General features: G+C 65.0%; 24 protein-coding genes. 8 read left to right on the top strand and 16 right to left on the bottom strand.

Annotated features, from left to right (window positions below; genetic code table 11):
- The first annotated feature begins 10 nt into the window (after positions 1-10).
- Positions 11-808: an MBL fold metallo-hydrolase gene (locus AC5V87_RS21130; protein WP_495367677.1), complete on the top strand. Its 798-nt coding sequence runs from the start codon at positions 11-13 to the stop codon at positions 806-808.
- 74 nt (positions 809-882) lie between these two features.
- On the opposite strand, the gene AC5V87_RS21125 is transcribed toward AC5V87_RS21130, so the two are convergent.
- The 6 genes from AC5V87_RS21125 to AC5V87_RS21100 all read right to left on the bottom strand — a co-directional run bounded on the left by AC5V87_RS21125 (position 883) and on the right by AC5V87_RS21100 (position 8,467).
- Entirely contained in the window at positions 883-2,532 is a 1,650-nt protein-coding gene (locus AC5V87_RS21125; protein WP_495367676.1) for an acyl-CoA synthetase, read from the bottom strand.
- Between the two features lie 20 nt (positions 2,533-2,552).
- A complete protein-coding gene (locus tag AC5V87_RS21120; RefSeq protein WP_495367675.1) occupies positions 2,553-4,442 on the bottom strand; it encodes a TRAP transporter large permease in 1,890 nt (629 codons plus the stop codon).
- Between the two features lie 16 nt (positions 4,443-4,458).
- Positions 4,459-5,490 (bottom strand): TRAP transporter substrate-binding protein, encoded by a 1,032-nt coding sequence (locus AC5V87_RS21115; protein ID WP_495367674.1) that lies wholly within the window; start codon positions 5,488-5,490, stop codon positions 4,459-4,461.
- A 504-nt stretch (positions 5,491-5,994) separates the two neighbouring features.
- A complete protein-coding gene (locus AC5V87_RS21110; protein WP_456838451.1) occupies positions 5,995-6,534 on the bottom strand; it encodes a 4-hydroxylaminobenzoate lyase in 540 nt (179 codons plus the stop codon).
- The gene (locus AC5V87_RS21105; protein WP_456838452.1) at positions 6,513-7,262 is read right to left on the bottom strand and encodes a nitroreductase; all 750 of its coding nucleotides are present in this window, start codon (positions 7,260-7,262) and stop codon (positions 6,513-6,515) included. Before AC5V87_RS21105 ends, AC5V87_RS21110 begins: the two co-directional genes overlap by 22 nt.
- The gene (locus AC5V87_RS21100) at positions 7,259-8,467 is read right to left on the bottom strand and encodes an ABC transporter substrate-binding protein (RefSeq protein ID WP_495367673.1); all 1,209 of its coding nucleotides are present in this window, start codon (positions 8,465-8,467) and stop codon (positions 7,259-7,261) included. The genes AC5V87_RS21105 and AC5V87_RS21100 overlap by 4 nt, the downstream gene beginning before the upstream one ends.
- A 229-nt stretch (positions 8,468-8,696) precedes the next feature.
- Here AC5V87_RS21100 and AC5V87_RS21095 point away from each other — a divergent pair, with 229 nt between their 5' ends.
- On the top strand, positions 8,697-9,674 hold the full coding sequence (locus AC5V87_RS21095) for a LysR family transcriptional regulator (protein WP_495367672.1): 978 nt from the start codon (positions 8,697-8,699) through the stop codon (positions 9,672-9,674).
- 230 nt (positions 9,675-9,904) lie between these two features.
- A complete protein-coding gene (locus tag AC5V87_RS21090; protein ID WP_495367671.1) occupies positions 9,905-11,101 on the top strand; it encodes a M24 family metallopeptidase in 1,197 nt (398 codons plus the stop codon).
- A 58-nt stretch (positions 11,102-11,159) separates the two neighbouring features.
- Here the strand turns inward: AC5V87_RS21090 and AC5V87_RS21085 are convergent, their stop codons facing one another.
- The 4 genes from AC5V87_RS21085 to AC5V87_RS21070 all read right to left on the bottom strand — a co-directional run bounded on the left by AC5V87_RS21085 (position 11,160) and on the right by AC5V87_RS21070 (position 14,923).
- Positions 11,160-11,825: a methionine ABC transporter permease gene (locus tag AC5V87_RS21085; protein ID WP_456838455.1), complete on the bottom strand. Its 666-nt coding sequence runs from the start codon at positions 11,823-11,825 to the stop codon at positions 11,160-11,162.
- A complete protein-coding gene (locus tag AC5V87_RS21080; RefSeq protein ID WP_495367670.1) occupies positions 11,815-12,933 on the bottom strand; it encodes a methionine ABC transporter ATP-binding protein in 1,119 nt (372 codons plus the stop codon). Before AC5V87_RS21080 ends, AC5V87_RS21085 begins: the two co-directional genes overlap by 11 nt.
- A gap of 258 nt (positions 12,934-13,191) precedes the next feature.
- Positions 13,192-14,661, bottom strand: coding sequence for a DASS family sodium-coupled anion symporter (locus AC5V87_RS21075; protein WP_456838457.1), 1,470 nt, complete (start codon positions 14,659-14,661; stop codon positions 13,192-13,194).
- A gap of 94 nt (positions 14,662-14,755) precedes the next feature.
- Positions 14,756-14,923: a hypothetical protein gene (locus tag AC5V87_RS21070; RefSeq protein WP_456843574.1), complete on the bottom strand. Its 168-nt coding sequence runs from the start codon at positions 14,921-14,923 to the stop codon at positions 14,756-14,758.
- On the opposite strand from AC5V87_RS21070, the gene nthA reads away from it, so the two are divergent.
- Genes nthA through AC5V87_RS21055 form a run of 3 tightly spaced genes read left to right on the top strand, consistent with a single transcriptional unit; the run spans position 14,882 to position 16,547 of the window.
- The gene (gene nthA / locus AC5V87_RS21065) at positions 14,882-15,514 is read left to right on the top strand and encodes a nitrile hydratase subunit alpha (protein WP_495367669.1); all 633 of its coding nucleotides are present in this window, start codon (positions 14,882-14,884) and stop codon (positions 15,512-15,514) included. The two genes, AC5V87_RS21070 and nthA, sit on opposite strands and share 42 nt — an antisense overlap.
- Positions 15,511-16,170 carry a nitrile hydratase subunit beta gene (nthB, locus tag AC5V87_RS21060; RefSeq protein WP_495367668.1) on the top strand — a complete coding sequence of 220 codons (660 nt, stop codon included), beginning with the start codon at positions 15,511-15,513 and terminating at the stop codon, positions 16,168-16,170. The genes nthA and nthB overlap by 4 nt, the downstream gene beginning before the upstream one ends.
- A complete protein-coding gene (locus tag AC5V87_RS21055) occupies positions 16,170-16,547 on the top strand; it encodes a nitrile hydratase accessory protein (protein WP_495367667.1) in 378 nt (125 codons plus the stop codon). Before nthB ends, AC5V87_RS21055 begins: the two co-directional genes overlap by 1 nt.
- Positions 16,548-16,685: 138 nt before the next feature.
- Here the strand turns inward: AC5V87_RS21055 and queC are convergent, their stop codons facing one another.
- Entirely contained in the window at positions 16,686-17,399 is a 714-nt protein-coding gene (queC, locus tag AC5V87_RS21050; RefSeq protein ID WP_495367666.1) for a 7-cyano-7-deazaguanine synthase QueC, read from the bottom strand.
- Positions 17,400-17,524: 125 nt separating this feature from the next.
- Here queC and mazG point away from each other — a divergent pair, with 125 nt between their 5' ends.
- Positions 17,525-18,379 (top strand): nucleoside triphosphate pyrophosphohydrolase, encoded by an 855-nt coding sequence (gene mazG, locus AC5V87_RS21045; RefSeq protein WP_495367665.1) that lies wholly within the window; start codon positions 17,525-17,527, stop codon positions 18,377-18,379.
- A gap of 160 nt (positions 18,380-18,539) precedes the next feature.
- Here the strand turns inward: mazG and hflX are convergent, their stop codons facing one another.
- From hflX to AC5V87_RS21025, 4 genes are all read right to left on the bottom strand, one after another.
- Positions 18,540-19,922, bottom strand: a complete 1,383-nt coding sequence (gene hflX, locus AC5V87_RS21040; RefSeq protein ID WP_495367664.1) for a GTPase HflX — start codon at positions 19,920-19,922, stop codon at positions 18,540-18,542.
- A gap of 11 nt (positions 19,923-19,933) precedes the next feature.
- Complete coding sequence (hfq, locus tag AC5V87_RS21035) at positions 19,934-20,182, bottom strand: RNA chaperone Hfq (protein WP_007591126.1); 249 nt, start codon at positions 20,180-20,182, stop codon at positions 19,934-19,936.
- A gap of 237 nt (positions 20,183-20,419) precedes the next feature.
- Complete coding sequence (gene ntrX, locus AC5V87_RS21030; protein ID WP_456838464.1) at positions 20,420-21,790, bottom strand: nitrogen assimilation response regulator NtrX; 1,371 nt, start codon at positions 21,788-21,790, stop codon at positions 20,420-20,422.
- Between the two features lie 18 nt (positions 21,791-21,808).
- The gene (locus AC5V87_RS21025) at positions 21,809-24,199 is read right to left on the bottom strand and encodes a sensor histidine kinase (RefSeq protein ID WP_495367663.1); all 2,391 of its coding nucleotides are present in this window, start codon (positions 24,197-24,199) and stop codon (positions 21,809-21,811) included.
- A gap of 174 nt (positions 24,200-24,373) precedes the next feature.
- On the opposite strand from AC5V87_RS21025, the gene AC5V87_RS21020 reads away from it, so the two are divergent.
- Positions 24,374-24,520, top strand: a complete 147-nt coding sequence (locus AC5V87_RS21020; protein ID WP_456838466.1) for a hypothetical protein — start codon at positions 24,374-24,376, stop codon at positions 24,518-24,520.
- Between the two features lie 163 nt (positions 24,521-24,683).
- On the opposite strand, the gene ntrC is transcribed toward AC5V87_RS21020, so the two are convergent.
- Positions 24,684-26,126, bottom strand: coding sequence for a nitrogen regulation protein NR(I) (ntrC, locus tag AC5V87_RS21015; protein ID WP_456838467.1), 1,443 nt, complete (start codon positions 26,124-26,126; stop codon positions 24,684-24,686).
- Positions 26,127-26,130 lie beyond the last annotated feature (4 nt).

Here is a 26,130-nt window from a genome sequence, read left to right as displayed (position 1 = left end):
TGGGAGCCGCATGACGCTGACGCTGACGATCCTGGGTTGCGGCTCCTCCGCCGGCGTGCCGCGCCCGGCGCTCGGCTGGGGCGCCTGCGATCCCAGCAATCCCAAGAACCGCCGCCGCCGTTGCTCGCTGCTGGTCGAGCAGGTCGGCGAGCATGGCACCACGCGGATCGTCATCGACACCTCGCCTGACCTGCGCGAACAGCTCATCGACGCCAATGTCGATCACATCGATGCGGTCTTCCTGACCCACGAGCACGCCGATCAGACCCACGGCATGGACGATCTGCGCTCGGTCGTGCTGCATATGCGCAAGCGAATTCCGACCTATTTCAATCAGTCGACCGCGAAAGACATCATGGCGCGGTTCTCCTATTGCTTCATCTCGCCGGAGGGCAGCGACTATCCGCCGATCCTGACGCGGCATTCCATCGAGGCCGGCGAGAGCCAGACCATCTTGGGGAAGGGCGGCGCGGTGAAGATAACGGCCTTCCTGGTGCAGCACGGCCAGATCCCCGCGCTCGGCTACCGCATCGGCAACGCGGCCTACACGCCAGATCTCAATGACATCCCGCGCGAGAGCTGGGGGACCCTGGAAAATCTCGATCTCTGGATCGTCGACGGCCTGCGCTATACGGGCCATCCCAGCCATTTCAGCATCAACGATGCATTGTCCTGGATCGAACGCTTCAAGCCGAAGCGCGCCGTCATCACCAACATGACCGCCGATGTCGACTACGAGGTCATCAGGCAGTCGATGCCTGCGGGCGTGGTGCCGGCCTATGACGGCATGCGGCTGGAGACGCACTGAAGTCGGCGGATCGCTCGGGCAGAGGCAATCGCTGCGCAAACGCAGTGTGTGTTTCTTGCTGAAACGTGGTGAACTCAGGCCGAGATCGCCTTTGCCGATCCCACCTCGTTGCGCAGCAGGAATTTCTGGATCTTGCCCGTGGAGGTCTTCGGGATCGGGCCGAAAACGACGGCCTTCGGCGTCTTGAATCCGCTCAAATGCGCTCGGCAGAACGCGATGATGTCGGCTTCGGTCGCGCTCGCGCCGTCCTTCAGCTCGATGAAGGCGCAAGGCACTTCGCCCCATTTCGGGTCGGGCTTGGCGACCACGGCGGCAAACAACACGGCTGGGTGCTTGTAGAGGACGTCCTCGACCTCGACGGACGAAACGTTCTCGCCGCCGGAGATGATGATGTCCTTCGAGCGGTCTTTGATGGTGACGTAACCGTGCTCATCGAGCACGCCGAGATCGCCGGTGTGAAACCAGCCGCCTTCGAAAGCTTCCTTTGTCGCCTTCTCGTTTTTCAGGTAACCCTTCATCACGATGTTGCCGCGGAACATGACCTCGCCGATGGTCTCGCCGTCGCGCGGCACCTCCTGCATCGTCTGCGGATCGATGACAGTGACGGCTTCCTCGAGCGGGTAGGGAACGCCCTGGCGCCGCTTCATGCGGGCGCGCTCGGCGGCGGGAAGCACGTCCCAGCCGGGCTGCTCGGCGCAGACGGAGGCGGGGCCGTAGACCTCGGTCAGACCGTAGACGTGCGTGAGCTTGATGCCGATGTTTTCCGCGCCTTCGAGCACGGCGACAGGCGGCGCAGCGCCGGCGATCAGGCCGACGACGCGGCGCGCGGCATTGCCCTTGGGCGCATCGGGCGCGTTGATCAGCGTGTTGTAGACGATCGGTGCGCCGCACATGTGGGTGACGCCGTGCTGCCTGATCAGCTCGAAGATTTTTGTCGGCTCGACCTTGCGCAGGCAGACATTGATGCCGGCAGCCGCGGCGATGGTCCAGGGAAAGCACCAGCCGTTGCAGTGGAACATCGGCAGCGTCCAGAGATAGACCGGATGTTGGCCGAGATTGCCGGCGAGGATGTTACTCACGGCGTTGAGATAGGCGCCGCGATGGTGGGTGACGACGCCTTTGGGATTGCCCGTCGTGCCCGAGGTGTAGCTCAGCGCGATGGCATTCCATTCGTCGCTCGGCGCGACCACCGTGAAGCTCGGATCGCCTTGCGCGACGGCGGCCTCATATTCGATCGCACCGATGCGCTTGCCGCCCTTGAATGCGGCATCGTCGACGTCGATCACGAGCGGCTTCGGTCCGCTCATTTGCGCCAGCGCATCGCTGATCACGCCGGAAAATTCGGGATCGACCAGGATGATCCTGGCGCCGCCGTGATCGAGCTGGAACGCGATCGAGGGCGCATCGAGACGGATGTTGAGCGCGTTGAGCACGGCGCCGGTCATCGGCACGGCAAAGTGCGCCTCGTTCATCGCCGGGATGTTCGGCAGCATCGCCGCGACGGTATCGCCGACGCCGATGCCCTTGCCGGCGAGATAGGAGGCAAAGCGCTTGCAGCGCTCGAAGGTCTGCGCCCAGGTGAAGCTGCGGCCCTCATAGACCGTGCTGACGTGATCGGGATAGACGGCGGCGCTGCGCGCAAGGAAGCTGAGCGGGCTCAGCGGCACGTAGTTGGCAGGGGTCTTGTCGAGGCCGATATCGTACTGGTTCTGCCGCTCACTCATCGACTTCTCCTTAAACCGCGTCAAAGGAATCCGATCGAGATCCAGGGCAAGATCGCGACGATGATCAATCCCACCAGCAGCGCCAGCAGATAGCCCCAGATCGGCCCGATGCCCTCGGCCGGATCGACGCGTCCGATGGCGCAGGCCGCATAATAGCCGACGCCGAAGGGCGGGGCGAACAGGCCGATGCCCATGGCCAGGATGATCACCATGGCATAATGCACCTCATGCACGCCGACGGCGCGGGCGATCGGAAACAATAGCGGCCCGAACAGCACGATCGCCGGAATGCCCTCGAGCACGCTGCCGAGGATGGTGAAGGCCAGGATCGACACGGCGATGAAGGTCGCAGCGCCGCCCGGCAAGCCGGTCATCGCCGCCGCCAGCGAGCGCGAGAAGCCGGACTGGGTGAGGCCCCAGGCCATGCCGGTCGCCGTGCCGATGATGAGCAGGATCGCACCCGATAGCGCCGCGGTCTCGACCAGCATGGGAAACAGCCGACGCCAGTCGAAGCGGCGGTAGACGATGAGGCCGACCAGGGCGCCATAGACGATGCCGATGGTCGAGACTTCGGTCGCGGTGGCAATGCCCTCGACAACGGCATAGCGGATCACGAAGGGCAGCGCGAGCGCGGGCAGGGCGACGATGAAGCTCCTGCCGATCTCGCTACCTGTGGCGCGGCGGACATGACTCATGTCCTCGTGCCGATAGCGCCACCACACCAGCATGCAGAGCGTTATCGCGAGCACGACGCCGGGCAGGAGGCCTCCGGTGAACAGGGCAGCGATCGAGACACCGGTGACCGAGCCGATCGTGATCAGCACGAGGCTCGGCGGGATGGTTTCGGTCTGGGCGCCGGTCGCCGCCAGCAGCGCGGCGAGATCGCCAGGCTTGGCGCCACGCTGCTTCATCTCCGGGAACAGCACGGGCGCGACCGCGGCCATGTCCGCGGCTTTGGCGCCGGAGATGCCGGAGACGAGGTACATGGCGCCCACCAGCACGTAATGCAGGCCGCCGCGGACATGGCCGAGCAGGCTCGCCAGGAACGCCACCATGGCCCGCGCCATGCCGGTCATCTCGATCAGCAGGCCCAAGAACACGAACAGCGGCACCGAGAGCAGGATGAGGTGGCTCATGCCCTCGTCCATCCGTCCGACCAGCACCATCACCGGCGTGCGCGTGGTCAGCGCCAGATAGCCGAAGATTGCGAGACCAAAGCCGAACGCAATGGGAACGCCGGCGAAGACGCAAAAGCCGGCGACGCCGACGAAGAAGATGACGAGGTTGAGATTGCCGAGCGGCCGCAAGTATGGCTGCGCCAGCCAGAACAGGCCGACAACCACGGCGACGGACAGCGCGGCCGCTAACACTATCCGGTAATCGGCTGCGCGCACGAGACGCACCAAGGCAAAGGCCGCCATCAGGCCGATGCCGGCCGGCAACGCCGCGGCGCGCCAGATGTTCGAGATCTGGAGCGCCGGCGTGGTGATGAAGCTTTCCTCGTAGGCGTATTCCCAGGACGGCCAAAGGATCAGCACCAGGAACGCCAGCGCCGCGCAGACCGCCACCAGGTCGAGCCAGGCGCGCATCGCAGGGCCGGCGCCGGCGACGACCGCGGTCATGCGCATGTGCTCGGAGCGGCGGAACGCCACTGCCGCCCCCAGCATGGCAAGCCACAGGAACAGGATCGAGGCGAGCTCGTCCGACCAGATCAGCGGCCGGTGCAGGCCATAGCGCGCCACCACGCCGGCAAACAGGATCGCGATCTCGGCGACCACCAGGATCGCTGCCGGGATTTCGACGAGGAGGCCGAGCCCGCGCTCGAGCGATGCCAGCAGCGAAGGTTGGCGAGGGGACTGAACAGCCGCCTCGCCCGCCACTCCGTTCGCTTCGACCTCGACATGAGCCATGACGGCTCCCAATGCGTTACGACAGTTTGCCGACGGCCTTTTCAAGGAGGTCCCAGGCCTGGTCGCCATACTTGCCCTTCCACTCGGCATAGAAGCCGGCGGTGCGCAGCTTGTCGCGGAACGGCGCGACGGCGGGCTGGTTGAAGGTCAGGCCCTTGCCCGCGAGCTCCTGCTGCAGATTGGCATTGAGCTTGGCGGTATCCTCGCGTTCCTTCATCGCAGCGGCATTGATGTGCTTGGCGACGACGGTGCGCACGTCCTCCGGCAGAGCGCTCCAGGCCCGCCGGTTCGCCAGGAACCAGAAGCCGTCCCACATGTGATTGGTGAGCGAGCAGTACTTCTGCACCTCGTAGAGCTTGGCGGTCGAGATGATCGCCAGCGGGTTCTCCTGGCCCTCGACGATCTTGGTCTGGAGCGCGGAATAGACCTCGCTGAAATTGATCGAGGCGGGCGCGGCGTCGAACGCCTTGAACATCGAGGTCCACAGCGGCGACACCGGCACGCGGATCTTGAAGCCCTTGAGGTCGTCAGGCCCGTTGATCGGCTTGCTCGAGGACGTGGTCTGGCGGAAGCCGTTGTCCCAGATCTTGTCCATGGCCTCGAGGCCGGCCTTCTTGATCTCGCCGCGGACATGGGCGCCGAGATCGCCGTCCATGGCCTTCCAGACTGTGGCGTAGTCCGGGAACGCGAAGCCGATGCCGTTGATCGAGGCGGCCGGCACCAGGGTCGACAGGATCAGCCCCGACAGCGTGAAGAACTCGACGCCGCCGGAGCGGATCTGGCTCAGCATGTCGGTGTCGGAGCCGAGTTGGTTGTTTGGGAAGATCTGGAGGTCGAACTTGCCGTTGGTCTCGCTCTTGATCGCCGCCGCCATCTCGCGGGCGCGGACGTTCAGCGGATGGGTGTCCGGCAGGTTGTTGGCATATTTGTAGGTGAACTCGGCGCTCTGGGCGCGGGCCACATGCGGCGCACTGAGGCCGCCCAGGACCGCGGTCGCGGCGGAGGCCTTGAGAAGCGTGCGTCGGGAAAAGCGCTTTGAGAAGACCATGGGTCTGCTTCCTCGGAAGGTTTGTTGTTGTTCTGAGACGCAAACCTATACGGACGTCAGGTCAGAAGGTCATCTGCGATCTCGCGAGGTCTCGCTTATTGCAGCCGGACATCATCACGGCAATATCGGCTTTCGACACAGGGATCTGATTCAAATCCGAAAAACAACCCCATGCACAGTAGCCGTCAAGCGCTGGAGGCGTTGGTCGAGCCGAACGCCGGAAAATCCGCTGGAGCGAAGGCGTAGTGGCAGGAATTCCGCCTAAATATTTGATCTAATTGGATATAAAAATATTCCATAATATACCTTATGCGAATCGTGGATATGGGTGTCGGGGCTGGTGCCGCTCGGCCGCTGGTCGCCGAAATCCCTGCTCGATCGTCATGGCCTGCGGCCTTGCAGCGTGGCCGTCGCGACGGATCGCCGCCGCGCTGACCCGGCTGGGCCTTCTTCAAATCGGGTGACGCTCGCGGACGGCGTCACCCGCGATCGTCCGACCACCCATCAGGACGGCGCTGCGAAATCATACGAGATGCGTCCGGCGGGCAGATAGAACAGCGCAATGACGGCGCCGCCGCGGACCTCGGGATAGTGCCGGCTGCCGGGATCGGGCGCCGTCCAGCCGGGCCCCTGCCAACCCTGCAGCCCCTTCAGCTGGGCGCCCTTGTCCAGGGGCACGACCAGGTTCAGCTCGCCATAGGGATGACCGTGATACTGCCCGCGCAGGACGTCGTGGTCGTCCTCGTCCTTGAAGCGGCGGGGATCGGTGCTGTTCATGTAGACCGCCGTGATGCTGAACTGGAACGTCTCCGGCACCGGCTCCAGGATGCGGCTGCGCCGGTAGTTCGGACCATCGACCTCCTGGTTGGCCGCCCAGCCTTCGGCGACCCCGAGCTTTATCAGCCGGGCCAGGTCCTGATAGAGCGGGCTGCCCTCGCCGTATGTCGCATTGAGCCACCGCTCCATCTCGGCGCCGGGCGTCATGTCCTTGACCTCGCGCAGAAACGGAATGCTGCGCGCAATCAGGTCGTCTCGGCTTCCCATGGGCTTGTCCTTTCCATTTGGGTTGCACTTTGTTCTTCGAAGCCCGCAAAAGAAGCGAACTCCGCAAGGTCCGCGCGCGGCATCAACCGGCCCGCGGTTTGATTCCTGGCGCGTCCGATCGAGATGCCGCACACCACCATCTGCTCCGCCGGGATCGACAGCAGCGGACGCAGGATCCGGTGATATTTCGAGAACGTCTCCTGCGGACAGGACTGAAGCCCATGGCCTGCCGCGGCCAGCAGCACGTTCTGGACGAACATGCCGAGGTCGAGCCAGCTGCCGACCTCAAGGCGCCGGTCGATGGTGACGATCAACCCGACGGGCGCACCGAAAAATGCATAGTTCTTGGCAGTTTGGGCAGCCCTCGCCTCGATATCGGTTTGGGCGATGCGGAGCGCGCCATAGAACAACCGTCCGAACTCCTGTCGTCGCTGCAGATAGGGTTCGGGCAGGTCGCGGGCGTAGTAGCTGTATTCCGACACGTGCGCATCGCGGGCGGTTTCGTGCGCCTCGCGCAGGGCCGCCGACACCCTGTCCTTGGCGGCGCCCGCCAGCACGTAGACGTGCCATGGCTGGATATTGGCGCCGCTTGGCGCAAACCGCGCCACACGGAGAATCTGCTCGATGGTCCCTCGCCCGACCGGCTCGCTGGAGAATTCGCGGCATGCAAAGCGGCCTTCGATGATCTCGTCGATACGGTTCTGCGCCGTTGAGCCCGCGCCGCTCATGGCTTGCTCAAGAGCGGACATCCGCCTTGCTCCATCGGCTGGAAAGCCTCCTCTCCCGGAATGGTCGCCAGCAGCTCGTAGTAGTCGAACCTGTACCTGGATTGCTCGGGCGACTTGACGCGAAACAGATACATGTCGCGGACCAGCCGGCCGTCATCGCGGATCCGCCCATTTCGCGTCATGAAATCGTTCACGGGCAGCTCGCGCATCCTGGCGGCGACGGTCGGCCCGTCCAGCGTGCCTGCCGCCTGGACCGCTTTGAGATAGTGCATCACCGCGCCATAGGTGCCGGCGTGGATCATGGTCGGGACCTTCTGGGTCTTTGCGATGAAGCGCTTCGACCACGCCCGCGTGTCCTCGTTCAGGTCCCAATAGAACGCCGAGCTCAGCATCAGGCCCTGGGCGCTCGGCAGTCCGAGACTGTGAATGTCGGCGATGAACACCAGCAGCCCGACCAGCTTCTGATGCTGCGTGATGCCGAATTCGCCGGCCTGCTTGACGGCGTTGATGAAGTCGCCGCCGGAATCGGCCAGCGCGATCACGTCGGCCTTCGAGGACTGTGCCTGGAGCAGAAAGGAGGAGAAATCGGGCGTGTTGATCGGATGTTTTGCGGCGCCGAGCACCTTACCGCCCATGACGTCGATGACCTTGCGGCTGTCGGCCTCGAGCTGTGCGCCGAGGGAATAGTCGACCGAAATAAAGTACCAGGACTTCGCGCCGAGACGCGACATCGCCCGCGTCGTTCCCTGTGACAGCGCATAGGTGTCGTAGGTCCAGTGAATGCCGGTCGGCGAGCATTCGTCACCGGTGAGGCGGGACGTGGCAGCGCCGGTGGCGAGGAAGAGCTTCTTCTTGTCGCGCGTGATGCCCTGCACCGCCAGCGCGACAGCAGAGTTCGGAACGTCGAGAATGACCTCGACATTTTCGTTTTCAAGCCACCGCCGGGCGACGGTCGCACCAACATCGGCCTTGTTCTGATGATCGCCCGCGACGATCTGGATGCTGCGGCCCAGCACCTGACCACCGAAATCGTCGACAGCCATTTGCGCGGCGACAACCGAGCCCTGGCCGCCATTGTCGGCGTAGAGCGAGGACATGTCGGTGAGGACGCCGAGCTTCACCGGACCATCCTGCGCAACCGGCGACGCCGTGAGCAGTGCCAGTGCTATTCCGAAAGCTCCAATCGACATTCCGCAGGAGTGCATTGCCCGTCTCCTCCAAATCCGGCGCCGGGATCATGACGGGATCGCGCAATTGCGGAAGTGAAACTCTTGCAGAGTGATCCTGAACGATCTTCAGATTGGTGAGGCGAACGGCCTGGCGTCGCGGTCCGGGCACCCTGCTCGGTTGCGTCGGCTGCGTGGTTGGCCTTAACTGCATCAGATCGCAGATACGCAACGGGCGCGCGATCCGCCTTGAGACGGTGGGCTGCTCGTGGCTGTTTCCTTCAAGACCCTGGACCTGAACCTGCTCAAGGTCTTCGACGCGGTCATGGAGGAGCGAAGCGTGCTGCGGGCGAGCCAAAGGGTTGCCCTCAGTCAATCCGCCGTGAGCCATTCGCTCGCCCGGCTGCGCGAGATGCTGGAAGACGATCTGTTCGTGCGCACGGCAACCGGCATGCAGCCGACGGCGCGCGCATTGACGATGGCCCCACAGATTCGCGAAGCCCTACGATCTCTCGAGGCCGCGGTCGAGCTGCCGAGCTTCGTTCCGGCGACCTCCACGAAGCAGTTCACCCTCGCCGCCAATGATTTCACCACGATGGTGCTGGCCTCACCGCTCCTGAAGATACTGAAGGCTGAAGCGCCGGCGATAGACCTCATCATCAAGCCGGTGACGCGGATCGACCTCGCCGAGCAGATCGACCTTGGCCGCATCGACGTTGCGATCGGCGTCTTCTCGGATCCGCCAAGCCGCTTCCGCACCTCGCTGTTGTTCGAATATGACGACGTGCTGATCGTCGGCGGAAAGCGCAAGCTCGGCCGGATCGACAACGCGGCCTTGGCACGCATGCCGCTGGTCGTTGTCTCCTTCGGCGGCGAGCAGGAGGGAGCAATCGGAGGCTTCATCTCCGAGCGTGGCCTTGCCAGGCGATCGGAAATGTACGATCGCGCGGCGCTGGAACGGGCATTGTCCGAAAGCGACCGGCCGCCGCGTATAGCTGTTTCGCTGCCGCATTTCCTCGCTTTGCCCGCCCTGCTCGCGGATTCTGAACTCGCAGCCATCGTTCCGCGTCCATTGGCGAGGGCCTTCCAGCGCGCGCATGCCATCACGTCCTACGAGCTGCCCTACGCCACAACTCCTGTCGAGGTCCGGCTGCTGTGGCACGAACGGATCGCTGGCGAGCCATCGCATGACTGGCTTCACGAGACCCTGAGGTGCGCAACCGAAGACCTCAGGCGTGGACGCTAAACCGCGATGAGATTGGGATGAATCATCGTCGCGCTTTAGGTTATTGTTTGAGCGCCCACGCGGCCCTCCGCGTCCGGATCATGCTGTAGCTGAACACGTTCCGGATTTGGTTCCATTCTTCATGGATACGACCCAGACGGGCGCGCAGGTGTGGAGGTTGTGCTAGACTGGTGCCGCGTTCCCAACAGAGATCAACAAGGCGGCCTGAACCGCCACTCAGGGAGTTCGTCATGCAGGAGAACGTTTTCCAGACAGGCCGCTCGCGCGCGCTTCCGTTCGACGCCGCCAAGCTCGACCGCCTGATGGAAGCCGCCGGCCTCGACGTGCTGGTCGCGACCTCCAAGCACAATGTGCAGTACCTCCTGGGCGCCGAGCGCGCGATCTTCTTCGACTACATGGATGCTATTGGCGTCAGCCGCTATCTGCCGGTACTGGTCTATCCCAAGGGCGCGCCGGAGAAGTCCGTCTATGTCGGCCACCGTCTGGAGACCCATCAACGCGCCGTGGCGCCGCCATGGGTGCCACAAGTCCGGACCGAGTCCAACGGCTCGGTCGATGCCGTGACGCGGGCCGTGGACCTGATCAAGGACGCAGGCGTACCGTTGAAGCGCGTCGGGGTCGAGATGGCGTTCCTGCCGATGGATGCCGGGAAGGCGCTGGCCGACGCCCTGCCCGGCGCGGCGCTCAAGGACGCGCTCTTGGTGCTGGAGCGGCTGCGCGCGGTGAAGTCGGCGGACGAGCTGGCAAAGCTCAAGACGGCGTCCGAGCGCGTCATCGCCTCCATGCTGGAGGTGATCAGCAAGCATGGCCCGGGCACAACCAAACAGCAATTGTCGGATGCCTTACGCATCGCCGAAGCCAATCGCGGGCTGACTTTCGAATACTGCCTGCTCGCTTGCGGCAGCAGCCACAACCGCGCACCGTCCTCGCAACGCTGGGAGCAAGGCGACGTGCTGTCGCTCGATTCCGGCGGCAACTATCACGGCTATATCGGCGACCTCGCGCGCATGGCCGTGCTCGGCGAGCCAGACGGCGAGCTGAAGGATTGCCTCGCCGAGATCGAAGCGGTGCAGCGCGCCGCCTTTGCGGCAGTCCGGCCGGGCGCCATGGGCGGCGATATCTACGTCGCGGCCGAGCGGGAGCTCGGAAAGATTACCCAGCGCGACTGCACGGACTTCCTGGCCCACGGCATGGGCCTCGTCAGCCATGAGGCCCCTCACCTGACTGCCAAGGGTCCGGTCCCCTACGCCGACACGGATGCCCGCCTGCCGCTCGAGCCCGGCATGGTCGTCTCGATCGAGACCACGATGAAGCATCCGAAGCGCGGCTTCATCAAGCTCGAGGACACGGTCGCGGTCACGCCGACGGGCTACGAGATTTTTGGCGAAGGCGGCCGCGGGTGGAATTTGGGTGGGAGCGGGCTTTAGGCCGAGGGTATCCGGTGCGAGCGGAGAAGGTGGCGCACCCTCTCCCGCTTGGAACGCGTCAGCGATGCCGCAGCCGGCGGTTCACCCGGCGCGCGAGATAATCGCCTGCGCTCTGCACGAGCTGCACCAGCGCGATCAGTACAACGACGACGGCGAGCATCATCTCGGGCATGAAGCGCTGATAGCCGTAGCGGATGCCGAGATCACCTAAGCCGCCGCCGCCGACCGCGCCGACCATGGCGGAGTAGCCGAGCAGGCTGACCACTGCGAGCGTGAGCGCCAGCAGCAGGCCCGGCAGCGCTTCGGGGATCAGCACCTTGAACACGATCTGGATCGGCGATGCGCCGAACGAGGATGCGGTCTCGATCAGGCCGCCATCGACCTCGCGGATTGCGCCTTCCACGAGGCGCGCGATGAAAGGCGCGGATGCGATGGTCAAGGGCACGATGGCCGCGGTCGAGCCGATCGAGGTGCCGGCAACGAGGCGCGTGAATGGGATGATGGCGACGACCAGGATGATGAAGGGCGTCGAGCGCGTCGCGTTGACGATGATGCCGAGCACGCGGTTGACAAGGGGCGCCGCGAACAGCTCCCCTTTCCGGCTGGTCGCGAGGAAGACGCCGAGCGGCAGGCCGAAGAAGGTGCCGAGCAGCGCTGCGATGCCGACCATGTACAGGCTCTCAAAGGTGGCCTGCAGGATCAGATTGAGGAGTTCAGGCGACATAGCCGAGACGCTCCGCTGCGAATTGATGTTGAGACAGCCAGGCGAGCGTCCGCGCGACCGCGTGCTCGCCGCCGGGAATTCCAAGTGTCAGCGCGCCCACATGCTGGCCGCCGATCTCGTCGATGCGGGCGGAGAGCAACGCCACGTCGAGGCCGAGCTCGCGCGCAAGCCGCGCCACCAGGGTGTCGCCGGCCCCTGCCCCGCGCACCTGGACGCGGATCACGGCCTGCCCACCGGCAGACGGCTCAGCCACGATCCGGCACGCCAGCGAGACCGGAAGGCTGTCGCCGATCACCTCGGCGAGGAAGGATTGCGTGATCGGATGCTTCGGATGGGTGAAGATGTCGGCGACGTGGCCGCTTTCGACGACATGGCCGGCATCGAGCACCACGACTTCCTTGGCGAGCTGGCGCACCACGGACATCTCGTGGGTGATCAGCACGATGGTCACGCCCAGCTCGCGGTTGATGTTGGCAAGCAGGTCGAGGATCGCGCGCGTGGTCTGAGGATCCAGCGCCGAGGTCGCCTCATCCGACAAGAGTACGCTCGGGCGCGTCGCCAGCGCCCGGGCGATGCCGACGCGCTGCTTCTGGCCGCCGGAAAGCTCTGACGGATAACGGTCGTGCTTGTCGGCGATGCCGACGAGGGCGAGCAGCTCGGCGACGCGGGCCCTGATGTCGGCCTTGGCCCAGCCGGCGATCTCGAGCGGCAGCGCGATGTTGTCGGCCGCCGTGCGCGACGACAGCAGGTTGAAGTGCTGGAAGATCATGCCGATCGAGCGCTGCGCGAGCCGCAGCGCGCGGCCCGCCAGCGCGGAGATATCGCGGCCGTCTACGATCACGCGGCCCGTGGTTGGTTTCTCCAGCCCGTTGATCAGCCGCACCAGGCTCGATTTGCCCGCACCAGAGCGGCCGATCACGCCGGTGATGGAGCCGCGCGGGATCGCGAAGTCGATGTCGCGCAGGGCGTTGACGCCGGGCTTGCCGCGATAGGCCGGATAGGTCTTCGAGATGTTTTCGAAGCGGACCATCGCATCCGGCGCGGCGGATGAAATCGCTTCGGGCGGCGCGATAGGTTGTCCGATCGCAAGCGATTGGTGGGCGTTCATGGAAGCGGCCTTCATGCACAATAATTCGCTGGCCCGCAGCTCGTTCAGACGTGCGGGAAGCCGGGTCGCAGCGAGCGACGAGGAATGGAACCGCGAGCGAGCGCTGGGATGGAACGCGCTGCACCGCAGCACGCACCATCGCCCGTTCCGCTCCTGCTTGCAATGTCAGATATTTGCAGGGAGATAGGCGAAGTTCTCCAAAACGCTTCCCCAAAGAGAAAATTCATCTGCCGGAGCCGCGGCCGCCAGCCCGGCTCATCAGACCTGCAGCCAGGGCAGCACGATCAGCAGGAGGCCCGCGAAATAGAGCAACCCGAAGATCAGGCCAAAGCCCCAGAACTGGCCCTTCCCGATATAGCCGCTGCCGAAATACATCGGCGCTGGGCCCGTCGCATAAGGCGAGATCACGCCCATCAGGCCGAGCGAATACATGCAGAGCATGGCGAGCGTCACGACTGGCAGGCCCGGGATGCCGGAGCCGACCGCGAGCACCACCGGCAACACGGCCGCCGCATGCGAAGTGATGCTCGAGAAGAAATAGTGGATCCAGAAGAACAGCGCGACCAGGAGGAGCATTGCGGTGGACGGCGACAGCCCCGCGAGCGGTTTGGCGTATTCGGTCGCGAACCATTTGATGAAGCCGATCTCGTTTAGGCCCGAGGCCAGCGTCAAGAGCGAGGTGAAATAGAAGAACACCTCCCAGGCGCTCTTCTCGCTGACGATGTCGGCAAACTCGATCACGCCCGTCACCAGCATCAGGGAGATCACGATAAACACGACGGTGGTGGCGTTGACGAAGTTCGAGCCGATTCCGGGAATGTGGATGTCGGGGCTCGAGCCCGCGATCCACAGGAACATCGCGAGCACGATCAGCACCAGCATGATCCACTCGTTGCGCGACATCGGGCCCATCTCGGCGAGCTCTTTCGCCGCCCATTCGGAGATCTCCGGGCTGCGCTTCACCTCCGGGCGGCACACCGCATAGCTGAGCAGCGGCACGAGCACCATCAGCAGGATGCCGAGCGGCGCAAAGCCGATGAACCACTGCGCCCAGCTCACCTCGACGCCGGCGGTCTTCTTGGCGATCGCCAATGCCGCCGCATTGGGCGCGAGCGCGGTGAAGAACAGCGAGCTGGTGATCGCGGTTGCCGCGAACGCGGTCCACATCACATAGGTGCCGATCTTGCCGGCGGTCGGCCCAGGCTCGGAGCCGTAGATGCGCGGGATGTTGCTGATGATGGGATAGACGATGCCGCCGCTGCGCGCGGTATTCGACGGCGTCGCCGGCGCCAGCAGGAAGTCCGACATCGCCACGGCATAGCCGAGCCCGAGCGTGTTGCGGCCGAGCCGCTGCACCAGCACCAGCGCGATGCGCCGGCCGAGCTGGCTCTTGCGATAGCCGATCGAGAACACGAAGGCACCGACGATCAGCCACACCGTGCTCTCGGCGAAGCCCGCCAGCATCCAGCGCAGCGACTTGCCGGGATCGGGATCGATGTAGCCGGCAACGCCCGCGACCGTGAGGCCGATGAAGCCGACAGCGCCGACCGGCATCGATTCCAGGATGAGCCCGGTGATCACAGCCGCGAACACGGCGAAATAGTGCCACTGATTGGCGTTGAGCCCCGGCGGGACCGGCCACAGATAGATCGCCAGCCACACCGCCAGCGGCGCGACCAGCCTCCAGTGAAATCCTTTTGCCTGAGGCGCCTGCGAACCAGCGGCCATGAGCCCTCCCCTCGATTGTCGTTGCATGGTGCAGCCCGTTGGCCGGACCGTTATTGTCCCTTCAAGGCCGTATACGGCAGACGCCGTGGGGCGATCAATGGCCGTTTCCGGCGTGCTCGCTGTCGCGCCTCGTCGCGCAAATCGGCGTCACGAACACGTGGCCGGATTGCGCTGCAAGGACGGCTCGACAGGCGGGGACCATTGCGCCTATCTTCGGCTCATGAGCCAAAATCACGACCATCATCATCACGGTCACGATCATTCGGAGCTGTCCGAGACCGAGCTGCGCGTGCGCGCCCTCGAAACGATCCTGACCGAAAAAGGCTACGTCGAGCCGGCGGCGCTCGATGCCATCATCCAGGCCTATGAGACCAAGATCGGTCCGCATAACGGCGCGCGCGTCGTCGCCAAGGCCTGGACCGATCCGACCTTCAAGCAGGCGCTGCTGGAGGACGGCAGCAAAGCGATCGGCACGCTCGGTCATGTCAGCCGCGTCGGCGATCATCTCGTCGTCGTCGAGAACACGCCCGAGCGCCACAACATGGTCGTATGCACGCTGTGCTCCTGCTATCCCTGGGAAATGCTGGGGCTGCCGCCGGTCTGGTACAAGGCCGCGCCCTACCGCTCGCGCGCGGTGAAGGACCCGCGCGGCGTGCTCGCCGATTTCGGCGTCAGCCTGCCGAAGAACGTGGAAATCCGTGTCTGGGACTCCACGGCGGAAACGCGCTTCCTGGTGCTGCCGATGCGCCCCGAAGGCACCGAGGGCTGGCGCGAGGAACAGCTCGCAGAGCTCGTGACCCGCGATTCCATGATCGGCACCGGCTTTCCGACCAAGCCCGGAGCGCCGTCGTGAACGGCGTGCACGACATGGGCGGCATGGACGGTTTCGGCAAGGTCGAGCCTGAGCCGAACGAGCCGATGTTCCACGCGGAGTGGGAATCCCGCGTGCTGGCGATGGTGCGCGCGATGGGTGCGGCCGGAGCCTTCAACATCGACACCTCGCGCTTCTACCGCGAGACCTTGCCGCCGCACGTATATCTGTCGAGCTCCTACTACGAAAAGTGGTTCCTCGGGCTCGAGGAGATGCTGATCGAGAAGGGCTATCTCACCCGCGACGAAGTCGCGGTCGGCCACGCGCTGCAGCCCGGTAAGGCGCTCAAGCACGGCAAGTTCGATCTCGCCAATGTCGAGCGCGTGATGGTGCGCGGCAAGTTTGCCCGCCCTGCCCAGACGCCGGCGAAGTTCAACATTGGCGATCGCGTTCGCGCCAAGAACATTCATCCGACCACGCACACACGCCTGCCGCGCTATGTGCGCGGTCATGTCGGTGTCGTCGAGCTCAACCACGGCTGCCATGTCTTTCCGGACTCGGCAGCGATGGAGCTCGGCGAGAATCCGCAATGGCTCTACACCGTAGTGTTCGAAGGCAGCGATCTCTGGGGCGAGGACGGCGATCCGACGCTGAAGGTGTCGATCGACGCGTTCGAGCCTTATCTGGATCCGGCGTGATGAGCAGCACGGCCGCGGCCGCCGCGACGGCGGCCATCCCGAGCATGCCGCGCGATGACGACGGCCTGGTGTTCCGCGCGCCCTGGGAGGCGCATGCCTTCGCGATGGCATTGACGCTGCACGAGCGCGGCGTGTTCACCTGGCCCGAATGGGCCGCAGCGCTGGCCGACGAGATCAAGCGCGCGCAGGCTGCCGGCGATCCCGATACGGGCGAGACGTATTATTTGCACTGGCTCGCCACGCTGGAAGGCCTCGTCGCGCGCAAGGGCGTCGCCTCAATGGAGACGCTGCACCGCTATCGCGAGGCCTGGGACCACGCGGCGGATCGCACCCCGCACGGCAAGCCGATTGAGCTGCGGGACGAGGATTTTGGGTAGGCCGTTGATTGGCACGCTCGCGCCAAGCGCTCCGCTGTCACTCGCCGCGAAGGCGGGGAATCCAGTGCGCCGCGGCCTCTCGGCTCAAGGACGGTCCCTGGAATACTGGTTTCGCGGGCGATGACACCATTTCCTTGGCTACCTCCCCGCCACGAACTCCCGCCACCCCTTCGCCCGCAGGTTGCACGCCGGGCACTCGCCGCAGCCGTAGCCCCAATCATGCTGCGCGCCGCGTTCGCCGAGATAGCAGGTGTGCGATTGCTCGCGGATGAGGTCGACCAGACCGTCGCCGCCGAGATCATACGCGAGCTTCCACGTCGCGGCCTTGTCGATCCACATCAGCGGCGTGTGCAGCTCGAATGGCCGGGCCATGCCGAGTGAGAGCGCGGCCTGCATGGCGCGGATGGTGTCGTCGCGGCAATCGGGATAGCCGGAATAGTCGGTCTCGCACATGCCGCCGACGATGTGCGTGATGCCGCGCCGATAGGCCAGCGCTGCCGCAAAGGTCAGGAACACCAGGTTGCGGCCGGGCACAAACGTATTCGGCAGGCCGTCGGCGCCCATCGCGATCGCGACGTCTCGCGTCAGCGCGGTCTCGGACACGGCGGCGAGTGTCGGGATCGACAGCGTATGGCTCTCGCCGAGCTTTGCGGCCCAATCGGGGCGCAGGCCCTTGATGCCCTCGAGCAGCCGGTCGCGGCAGGCGAGCTCAATGGCGTGGCGCTGGCCGTACTCGAATCCCAGCGTCTCCACGCGCGCAAAGCGGCTCAGCGCCCAGGCAAGGCAGGTGGTGGAATCCTGGCCGCCCGAGAACAGCACCAAGGCGGTTTGTGATGAAAATGCGTCACTCATGGCCCGCGCTTTAGCACCATGCGCCTTGCGCGCCAATCAGTGGAAATCAGCCCGTTCCGCATGCCGGCGCTGGGAACGGCGGCCCGCTTTTGGCATAAGGTTTTCGAGCCAGGAGAGTGCCCGCAATGACCCCTTCCCGCGACATTTCCCGCCTGATCGAGATCATGGCGGCGCTGCGCACGCCGGTGACCGGCTGCCCCTGGGACCTCGAACAGGATTTTTCGACGATCGCGCCCTACACGATCGAGGAAGCCTATGAGGTGGTCGACGCCATCACCCGCGGTGATCTCGATCATCTCAGGGAGGAGCTTGGCGACCTGCTGCTCCAGGTCGTGTTCCACGCCCAGATGGCGTCGGAGCAGAACGCGTTTGCGTTTGGTGACGTCGTCGAAGCCATCACGCGGAAGATGATCCGCCGCCATCCCCATGTCTTTGCCGACAACGACGGCAATCTCGCCCCACACCACGTCAAGGAAGTCTGGGACCGCATCAAGGCCGAGGAGAAAGCCGAGCGCGCCGCGCGCCGGCCGCCGGAAGAAATGCCTGCGCGCAAGTCGTTGCTGTCAGGCGTCAAGGCCGGGCAGCCGGCCCTGACGCGCGCGATGGAGCTGCAACGCAAGGCTTCCACCGTCGGCTTCGACTGGAACGACCCGCGCGCGGTGCTGCAAAAGATCCGCGAGGAAGCCGACGAGATCGAAGCCGCGCTCGATCGCAACGACAAGCAGGAGCTCGCGGAGGAGACCGGCGACCTGATGTTCGCCCTCGTCAACCTCGCCCGCCATGTCGACGCCGATCCGGAAGCCGCGTTGCGCGCCACGAATGCGAAATTCGAGCGGCGATTTGCGTTCATCGAACGTGCGCTGGAGGCGCAGGGACGCACGCTGGAGCAGGCGTCGCTGGAAGAGATGGACGAGTTGTGGAACAAGGCTAAGGGCGACGAGAAGCCGGCGTTAGAAGAACGGAAGGAAGCGCGCCGCTAATTCCGCTGTCGTCCCTGCCTGGTGCGCAATTGCGCACGGGCGCAGCGACCCAAACCGCGTGATTTCGCTGCAGCGCCGCGCGGCTAGCACCGCGCACCAAACCACGTCCTGTGGTGATGGGTCCCGGCTCTGCGCTTGGCTTGTCCGAGACAACATCGGTTTATGCCGACAGACGCGGCACGGCGTCGAACCGGTTCACCACGATGTCCCGCTTGGTCTCGTCGACCCGCACGGTCATGTCGAAACGGCCGTCGTGCAGCTCTTTCGCCAGCACCTCGGCATTGCGGTGCAGCCAGCTGATGCCGGCGCCGTCGGCGGCGTCGATGGAGAGATCGAGCGTGGTGCGCTTTGCGGCAAGGCGCTCCTCGATCGCGGCGAGCAGGGCGTCGATGCCCTCGCCCGATACGGCGGACACCAGCATCGCCGGATGATCCTCCGGCCGGCGCGCGGCGATGTTCAGAAGCTCCTCGCGCTGTTCGGGATCGTAACGGTCGATCTTGTTCCAGACCTCGATGATGCGGCCACTGTCGTCGGGATTGATGCCAAGCTGGCGCAGCACGGCGTCGACGTCGCTCTGCTGCGCCTCGGCATCCTCGTGCGAGATGTCGCGCACATGCAGGATGACGTCAGCCTCCAGCACCTCCTCGAGCGTGGCGCGAAAGGCGGCGACGAGCTGGGTCGGCAGGTTGGAGATGAAGCCGACGGTATCCGACAGCATCGCCTTGCCGCCATGCGGCAGGTTGAGCGCGCGCAAGGTCGGGTCGAGCGTTGCGAACAGCATGTCGGCGGCTTGCACGTCGGCGCGCGTCAAACGGTTGAACAGCGTCGACTTGCCGGCATTGGTGTAGCCGACCAGCGCGACGACGCGATACGGCACGCGCTGGCGCCCGGCGCGATGCAGTCGCCGCGTCGCCTGCACCTTCTTCAGCTCGGTTTCGAGCTTGGTGATGCGCTCCTGGATCAGGCGGCGGTCCGCCTCGATCTGGGTCTCGCCCGGACCGCCCATGAATCCGAAGCCGCCGCGCTGGCGCTCCAGATGCGTCCATGAACGAACCAGGCGCGAGCGCTGGTAGTTGAGATGCGCCAGCTCGACCTGGAGCGCGCCCTCCTTGGTCTTGGCGCGGCGGCCGAAGATTTCGAGGATGAGCCCGGTGCGGTCGAGCACCTTGGCGTGCAGCTCCTTCTCGAGATTGCGCTGCTGGATCGGTGCCAATGCGCAATCCATCACCACGAGCTCGACGTCGAGGCTCTTGGCCAGCGCGGCGATCTCCTCGACCTTGCCCTTGCCGATATAGGTTGCGGGCCGGATCTGGCTGATCGGCGCGATGATGGCATCGGCAATGACGAGGTCGATCGCACGCGCGAGGCCCGCGGCTTCGTCGAGCCGGGCCTCGGAATTGCGTTGGACATGGCTTTCCGATTGCGCGTCAGCACTTCCCGCGCGCGCTCGCAAATAGGGGCCGATGACAAGCACCCGCCCCGTCTGCCTAGCCCCTGCCGACCGCGGACGGTCGCCACCCCCGTCGAAATTCCGGGGTTCCAATCAGATCACTCTCAAGCCGGCTGATCCTCGCCGCCTTCGAACAACTGGATCGGAGCGCCCGGCATGATGGTCGAGATCGCATGCTTGTAGACGAGCTGCGAGTGACCGTCGCGCCGAAGCAGCAAACAGAAATTGTCGAACCAGGTCACGATGCCCTGGAGCTTCACTCCGTTGACCAGAAAGATCGTTAGTGGCGTCTTGGTTTTGCGAACGTGATTAAGGAAGGTGTCCTGTAGGTTTTGTGCGCGGTCTGCCGCCATTGTTTTTTTCTCGCTTTGAGTTTCTTTTTATTGCGCCGGTTGCGCCCCGCTTTTCAAAATATGGGGTCTCATCCGGTTGCCGCTCCTCATGAGATCCCCCTCGGAGGAACAGCGGTTCGATTAGAGGGCAGGATGGGTTATTAGGCAAGCCGCTTCACGCGGCAGCGCCTGCCCGTTTGCTCCGAAAAACTACGGAAATCGATGATTTTCCTCGCTTATCCCTGATGCGTCACCGCATCAGCCGACCCCGAGTGCCTTCAACTTGCGGTGCAAGGCCGACCGTTCCATGCCAACGAACTCGGCCGTACGAGAAATATTTCCTGAAAAACGGCTGATCTGTGCAATCAAATAGTCGCGCTCGAACACTTCGCGCGCCTCGCGCAGCGGCAGGCCCATGATGTGTTCGCCATTGTTGCTGGTCGGCATCGCCGGCACCATCGAGCCGACGTCCTGCGGCAGCATGTCGGCCGTGATGATCACTTCCGGGCCGCCCGCGGCCAGAATCATGACCCTCTCAACGTTGTTGCGGAGCTGGCGCACATTGCCGGGCCAGACGTGCGATTGCAGCACCGCCATCGCATCCTGACCGATCTGCCGCTTGGGCAGGCCGCTGCCGGCCGAGATCTGCTCCATGAAATAATCGATCAATTCCGGAATGTCCTCGCGCCGCTCCGAGAGCGCGGGCACGCGGATCGGCACCACCGAGAGGCGGTGATAGAGGTCCTCGCGGAAACGGCCGGCCGCGATCTCCTCCTCGAGATTGCGCGCGGTGGAGGAGATGATGCGCACGTCGACCTGCACCTTGGCGGTGCCGCCGACGCGCTGGAACGACTGCTCGACCAGAACGCGCAGGATCTTGTTCTGGGTCTCACGCGGCATGTCCGCAATCTCGTCGATGAACAGCGTGCCGCCATGGGCCTCTTCGAGTGCGCCGGGCTTGCGCGGCTGCTCGCCGTTCGTCTGCTCGACGCCGAACAGCTCGTGCTCCATGCGCTCGGGCGTGATCGCGGCGGCGTTGATGACGACGAAGGGACCGTCGGCGCGGCCCGAGGCCGTGTGCAGCGTGCGCGCGGTCAATTCCTTGCCGGCGCCGGCGGGGCCGACGATCAGGATGCGGCTGTTGGCCTTTGCTGCGCGCTCGATGGTCTGGCGCAGCTGGTTCATGCTCGGCGAGCGGCCGACCAGCTGGCTTGCGCTCGGCGCGAGCTGCTTCAGCTCCTTGACCTCGCGCTTGAGCCGCGAGTTCTCCAGCGCACGGGTTGCGACCAGGATGAGCCGGTCCGCCTTGAACGGCTTCTCGATGAAGTCGTAGGCGCCGCGCTTGATCGCGGCGACCGCGGTCTCGATGTTGCCGTGGCCGGAGATCATCACGACGGGCAGATCGGCATTGTCCTTCTTGACCTGCTCGAGCAGCTGCAAGCCGTCGAGCTTGGAGCCCTGGAGCCAGATGTCGAGGAAGACCAGATGCGGCCTCCGGTTGGCGATCTCGGCGAGCGCCGTATCGCTGTCGCGCGCGGTCCTCGTGACAAAACCCTCGTCTTCGAGAATACCCGCAACGAGATCCCGAATATCGGCCTCATCATCGACAATCAGAATTTCACTAGCCATGGGTCGCCGCCTGTCTTCTCAGCTGCCTGTTGAGGCTTCGATTTTCGTTGAATCATTGGTCACTTCTGCCGGCTCTTTGGTTTCGGCCGACAGTCGTTTTGTTTCTTGCGCCTGATCCTTGACGGCGGCGCCGGCCACCTCCTTGGCCGCCGGTGCCGCTTCGGCCGTTTCGGACTTCGCCGGTTGGCCGGAGATCGCAAAGCGCAGGCGCATCCAGGCGCCACGCTGGCCCTCGCGGAAGTCGGAGGCGTCCTTCAATTCGATGCGCCCGCCATGGTCCTCCAGCACGCGCCCGACGATGGCAAGGCCAAGGCCGGTGCCCTTGGCGCGCGTGGTCACGTAGGGTTCAAGCAGCCGCGAGCGCGCGACCTTGGGCAGGCCGATGCCGTTGTCGATGACGTCGATCAGCACGTCCGCGCCCTCGCGCGAGACCACGACGTCGATGCGGCCCTTTCCGCCGTCCTTGCCGAGCTCCTCCGGCGGAACCTGCTCGATCGCCTCGGTGGCGTTCTTGATGATGTTGGTGACCGCCTGCGAGATCAGCCGCCGGTCGAACTGGGCGCGTAGCGGATCCTCCTTGAACTCGGCTTCGATATCGAGCTCGGGATGGGCGACCTTCATCAGGAACACCGCCTGCCGGACGGTGTCGGCGACATCCTCACCTTCCATCACCGGCTTCGGCATCCGCGCGAAGCGCGAGAACTCGTCGACCATGCGCCTGATGTCGTCGACCTGGCGCACGATGGTGTCGGTGCACTGGTCGAAGATCTGCTTGTCCTTGTCCTCGGTGATGGTCTTGCCGAACTTGCGGCGGATGCGCTCGGCCGACAGCTGGATCGGCGTCAGCGGGTTCTTGATCTCGTGGGCGATGCGGCGCGCCACGTCGCCCCAGGCCGAGGTGCGCTGCGCCGAGACCAGCTCGGTGATGTCGTCGAGCGTAATGATGTAGCTGTCGTGCGGCTGGTTCTTCTCGGCACTGACGCGCACGGACAGATTGCGCTCGGTGCCGTCGCGCGTGATCGTGATCTGGCCCTGCACCAGGCGCTGGGTCCCTTCCCGCGCGGTCTTCATCATCTCCTCGAGCTCGGGCAGCACGTCGGAGAGCGGATGGCCGAGCGTCTCCGCCTCGGAGTGCCCGATCAGCTTCTCGGCAGAGCGGTTGAGGATGCCAACGCTGCCCGAGGTGTCGACACCGATGATGCCGGCGCTCGCCGAGGACAGCACGGCCTCGATGAAGCGGCGCCGGCTGTCGATGAGGTCGCTGGCGCTGACGAGCTCGTCGCGCTGGCTCCGCAGCTCCTGCGTCATCTTGTTGAAGGTCTCGCCCAACTGCGCGAGGTCGCCCTCCGACTGGTGCACGGGCACCTGGACGTGCAGGTCGCCGGTCGAGACGGTGTGGGCCGCGTTCATCAGCCGCCGGATCGGCGAGACCAGCGAGTTGGCGAAGTTGAGGCCGATCAGTACCGAGGCCATCAGGATCGTCAGCGCGATCACCGCGAACATCAGCGCAAAGGCGACCTGGATGCCGAGTCGCCGTGATTCGATCTGGGCGTATTCGGCGACGCTGACCTCGGTCTGCTTGAGCTGAGCGACCACGTTGGGATCGAGCGGCCGCGCGACGTAGAGGAAGGTATCGTTGAAGGCGCGGAGGCGGATCACCGCCGCAACGAAGCTCGCATCCGGCAGCACCGCGATCTCGGGCTCGGATTCGTTGACGTTGCTGAGGAAGTCCGGCGCCGGCGGCGAATAGGCCAGCCGCATGCCGGTATCGGCGGATTCCAGGATGTTGGTGTTCTTGTCGATGATCATCGCGCCCGGCAAATTGCGGGAGCCGGCGCTCGCGGTCAGCAGCTCGCGGAACGAGCGGCGGTCCTGGTCATAGAGCGGCCTTGCATGGGCGATGTCGTTGGCCATGCCGAGAATGTCGCCGCGGATCAGTTGCGCATGGTCCTGCATGTAGGCCCGCGCGATCGTCAGCGAATTCTGGATCACTTCCTTAGTGGGACCCGAGAACAGCCGGTCGAGACCGCGCTCGATGGTGACATTGGCAACGACGGCGACCAGCACCGCCGGCAGCACCGCCACGATCGAGAACAGGCTGACGATCTGGACATGAAGGCGCGCCGCCGCACGTCCGCGCCGGCGGGCCAGGATCAGCTGCCAGAGTTCCCGGACGATGATGCCGACCAGGAGCAGGATCGTGGCGGCGTTGATCAGGTAGAACGAGCGGACCACCTCCGGCGTCGGCTCGATCTGCGTCAGGCCGGTCAGGACCAGGAACGTCAGAAGCGCCGACAGCAGTGCCATGGCCACGGCCAGCGGGGCCAGCCAGCGGCGTACCGACCAACGGCGCGGCTCTTCCGGTGAGGCCGTGTCAAAGTGTGCGGCCGAGGTCTCTTGGCTGGTCATTCCGGCAATGGTGCTGAAAACGGGGTCCGCGGCGGGGCGGATACTGATGTATTCGTACCACATTGTTGCCGAATTGCGACAATTCCGCGGCGCCTGTCCCGCGGCGGACCGGCGCATCCACAGGCCTATCGCCAGAAGGTCGGAACGTATGGTCACCCTTCCGGCTTGACCGGCATGGATAGGTTCTTTCTCGCCATGATGGTCTCGGCCGTTCTGGTGCTGATCGTGGCCGCTGACTTGCTGGTCAACGGACCCGGGCTCCAGGAGCCGACAAGCAATATCGCCGCCGCGATGCCGGTCTCGAGCCGTCTCGTCAGATAGGCTTTTGGCGTCGCGCCGATCCGGCAATGTACCGATTTCTGCGTTCCGGCGGAACGTTTCGGCCCGATCCGGACTTCTGCCACCGCGTCAGCCACAACGGCCAGCGCGATCCGGACAGGCTCAGCTCCGCTCTGGTCGAGGGAGCTGAGCCACTGGTTCGGAACTAGCCCCCGCTTCGGTAGACCTGGATATCGAGATCCCGGATCTTCTTGCGCAGCGTGTTGCGGTTGAGGCCGAGCAGGTCCGCGGCGCGGATCTGGTTGCCGCGGGTGGCGGCGAGCGCGGCCGTGAGCAGCGGGACCTCGATCTCCTTGAGAATGCGGTGATACAGGCCCGGCGGCGGCATGCCGTTGGGAAAGCCCTGGAAGTGCGAGGACAGATATGCCTCCACCGCGCCGCCGAGATTGTCGACGCCCTGCTGGACCGCCGCTCCGGGACTGACCGCGGGCGGCGCCAGCTCGCCGTCGATGACGGAGGCGGTGATGACGTCCTGCGGATACAGCGCGGCGAGGCGCCGGGCGAGGTTTTCCAGTTCGCGCACGTTGCCGGGCCAGCGGTGCTGCTTGAGGCGCTCCAGCGCCAGCGCGTCCAGCTTCTTCGGCGGAAGGCCGTCTTTCTCGGCCAGCGTGAAGAAGTGCCGCACGAGATCCGGCAGGTCCTCGATGCGCTCGCGCAAGGGCGGTAGCCGCAGCGGCACGACGTTGAGGCGGAAGAACAAATCTTCGCGGAACAGGCCCTGCTGGATCAGGACGCGCAGATCCTTGTTGGAGGCCGCGACGATGCGCACGTCGGTCTTGATCGGCGTGCGGCCGCCGACCGTGGTGTACTCGCCCTGCTGCAGCACGCGCAGCAATCGGGTCTGCGCCTCCATCGGCATGTCGCCGATCTCGTCCAGGAACAGCGTGCCGCCCTCGGCCTGCTCGAACCGGCCGGAGGCGCGGGTGTTGGCGCCGGTGAAGGCGCCGCGCTCATGGCCGAACAGCTCGGACTCGATGAGGTCGCGCGGGATCGCGGCCATGTTGACGGCGACGAACGGGCCGTTGCGGCGCTTGCCGTAATCGTGCAGCGCGCGCGCCACCAGCTCCTTGCCGGTGCCGGACTCGCCCGTGATCATCACGGTGAGATCGGTCTGCATCAGCCGCGCCAGCACGCGGTAGATTTCCTGCATCGCCGGCGAGCGGCCGACCAGCGGGATCGCTTCCATCTCGGCGTCCTCGTCCGGCGTCGAGACCCGTTCCTTTGGCTCGGCCAGCGCGCGGCCGACGATGGCGATCAGCTCCTTCAGGTCGAAGGGTTTTGGCAGATATTCATAGGCGCCGCGCTCGGAGGCGCGGATCGCCGTCATGAACGTGTTCTGCGCGCTCATGACGATGACGGGCAGATTGGGCCGCATCTTCTTGATCCGCGGCAACAGGTCGAAGGCGTTTTCATCCGGCATCACCACGTCGGTAATGACGAGATCGCCCTCCCCCTGGCTGACCCAGCGCCACAGGGTTGCGGCGTTGCCGGTGAGCCTGACTTCATAGCCGGCGCGGGATAGTGCCTGGTTGAGAACCGTGCGGATGGCGGTGTCGTCATCAGCAACGAGAATGCTACCTACGGGCATCGTT

The sequence above is a fragment of the Bradyrhizobium sp. SOJA106 genome, from assembly GCF_059448745.1.
Note: the sequence above shows the minus strand (reverse complement) of the source record. Positions and strands in the feature narration are given on the sequence as shown.

Excerpts from the sequence above, each read along its gene's own strand:
- AC5V87_RS21025 (WP_495367663.1), bottom strand. The coding sequence starts at position 24,199 with ATGACCAGCCAAGAGACCTCGGCCGCACACTTTGACACGGCCTCACCG.
- mazG (WP_495367665.1), top strand. The coding sequence starts at position 17,525 with ATGACCCCTTCCCGCGACATTTCCCGCCTGATCGAGATCATGGCGGCG.
- AC5V87_RS21075 (WP_456838457.1), bottom strand. The coding sequence starts at position 14,661 with ATGGCCGCTGGTTCGCAGGCGCCTCAGGCAAAAGGATTTCACTGGAGG.
- queC (WP_495367666.1), bottom strand. The coding sequence starts at position 17,399 with ATGAGTGACGCATTTTCATCACAAACCGCCTTGGTGCTGTTCTCGGGC.
- AC5V87_RS21110 (WP_456838451.1), bottom strand. The coding sequence starts at position 6,534 with ATGGGAAGCCGAGACGACCTGATTGCGCGCAGCATTCCGTTTCTGCGC.
- AC5V87_RS21120 (WP_495367675.1), bottom strand. The coding sequence starts at position 4,442 with ATGGCTCATGTCGAGGTCGAAGCGAACGGAGTGGCGGGCGAGGCGGCT.
- AC5V87_RS21115 (WP_495367674.1), bottom strand. The coding sequence starts at position 5,490 with ATGGTCTTCTCAAAGCGCTTTTCCCGACGCACGCTTCTCAAGGCCTCC.
- AC5V87_RS21090 (WP_495367671.1), top strand. The coding sequence starts at position 9,905 with ATGCAGGAGAACGTTTTCCAGACAGGCCGCTCGCGCGCGCTTCCGTTC.
- AC5V87_RS21070 (WP_456843574.1), bottom strand. The coding sequence starts at position 14,923 with ATGATCGTGACCGTGATGATGATGGTCGTGATTTTGGCTCATGAGCCG.
- AC5V87_RS21125 (WP_495367676.1), bottom strand. The coding sequence starts at position 2,532 with ATGAGTGAGCGGCAGAACCAGTACGATATCGGCCTCGACAAGACCCCT.
- AC5V87_RS21080 (WP_495367670.1), bottom strand. The coding sequence starts at position 12,933 with ATGAACGCCCACCAATCGCTTGCGATCGGACAACCTATCGCGCCGCCC.
- hfq (WP_007591126.1), bottom strand. The coding sequence starts at position 20,182 with ATGGCGGCAGACCGCGCACAAAACCTACAGGACACCTTCCTTAATCAC.
- nthA (WP_495367669.1), top strand. The coding sequence starts at position 14,882 with ATGAGCCAAAATCACGACCATCATCATCACGGTCACGATCATTCGGAG.
- AC5V87_RS21130 (WP_495367677.1), top strand. The coding sequence starts at position 11 with ATGACGCTGACGCTGACGATCCTGGGTTGCGGCTCCTCCGCCGGCGTG.
- AC5V87_RS21100 (WP_495367673.1), bottom strand. The coding sequence starts at position 8,467 with ATGCACTCCTGCGGAATGTCGATTGGAGCTTTCGGAATAGCACTGGCA.
- AC5V87_RS21105 (WP_456838452.1), bottom strand. The coding sequence starts at position 7,262 with ATGAGCGGCGCGGGCTCAACGGCGCAGAACCGTATCGACGAGATCATC.
- AC5V87_RS21085 (WP_456838455.1), bottom strand. The coding sequence starts at position 11,825 with ATGTCGCCTGAACTCCTCAATCTGATCCTGCAGGCCACCTTTGAGAGC.
- AC5V87_RS21055 (WP_495367667.1), top strand. The coding sequence starts at position 16,170 with ATGAGCAGCACGGCCGCGGCCGCCGCGACGGCGGCCATCCCGAGCATG.
- AC5V87_RS21020 (WP_456838466.1), top strand. The coding sequence starts at position 24,374 with ATGGATAGGTTCTTTCTCGCCATGATGGTCTCGGCCGTTCTGGTGCTG.
- ntrC (WP_456838467.1), bottom strand. The coding sequence starts at position 26,126 with ATGCCCGTAGGTAGCATTCTCGTTGCTGATGACGACACCGCCATCCGC.
- ntrX (WP_456838464.1), bottom strand. The coding sequence starts at position 21,790 with ATGGCTAGTGAAATTCTGATTGTCGATGATGAGGCCGATATTCGGGAT.